This window comes from Candidatus Symbiothrix dinenymphae, assembly GCF_001431085.1.
This window is the reverse complement of sequence record NZ_BBRU01000094.1, coordinates 1-913: the sequence shown is the minus strand read 5'-3', so window position 1 is coordinate 913 and position 913 is coordinate 1. Positions and strand designations below refer to the sequence as shown.

The 913-nt window shown below is 53.7% G+C and carries 1 protein-coding gene; it reads left to right on the top strand.

What is annotated here, in order from left to right; all coding sequences use genetic code 11:
• On the top strand, positions 1-647 hold a 647-nt coding region (locus tag ASC50_RS01475; RefSeq protein WP_158648261.1), incomplete at its 5' end, for a T9SS type A sorting domain-containing protein.
• Between the last annotated feature and the right edge of the window lie 266 nt (positions 648-913).

Below are 913 nucleotides of genomic sequence, written 5' to 3'. Positions count from 1 at the left end.
CCCTTGCCCCGCCCGCGCCGCCCCCACCCCCCCCCCCCCCCCACCCCGCCGCAACGGCGGCGACCGCAACCGTCGAGCCGACACATTGGAAGCCTGTCAGCGTAGCGCAATATTCCGGCAACATGAGCATCATAGCCGAAGTGCGGGATAATGAGGAGCTACTCACTCGTGCGGAGGTAGCCGTGTTTGCAGGCGAGGAATGCCGCGGTGTGGCGAAGACTAACGACAAAGGGATGCTGTTCATCTCGGTAGCAGGCGATGCAGATGTGCCGCTCACGTTCCGAGTGTTTGATGCGACAAAAGGTGTTGAGCGCGAGGTGATGCAGGAAGAGAGGTATCAGAGCGATGCGATATTGGGTGCAGTGAAGGCGCCGCATGTGATAGCATTGCATTCGCTAAGCATGGGCGAAAACATCCGCATCTACCCCACGAAAGTGAAAAACAGCCTAAGCGTAGTGTCAGCGAACGGCAAAATACTGCGCAGCATCAGCCTCTACGACACCGGCGGCCGTTTAGAACAGCGCGAGGAGGAGGTGAATGCCGCCTACAGAGAAGTGAATGTAGCAAGCTTGGCACCGGGCGTGCATCTGGTGACAGTAGAAACCACTGATGGCGAACGCCTGATGGCAAGAGTTGTGAAAGAATAACGCAGCAGTTACCAGTTACCAGTTACCAGTTACCGCTGGGAAACTGGTAACTGGTAACTGGTAACTGGAAACTGGTAACTGATAAATTAAGGATATGATAAAAAGATTACTTTTAGGGATTGTGCTTTTCGCGGTGTGTGGCGTGCAGAGTGCGTCGGCGCAGGGTGCGTCGGTGCAGGGTGCTTATGACCATGATTTTGACAATGGCGAATTTGGGATGAAGCTATGGGTGGAATATGATTATATTGATATTCTTTATAAGTATA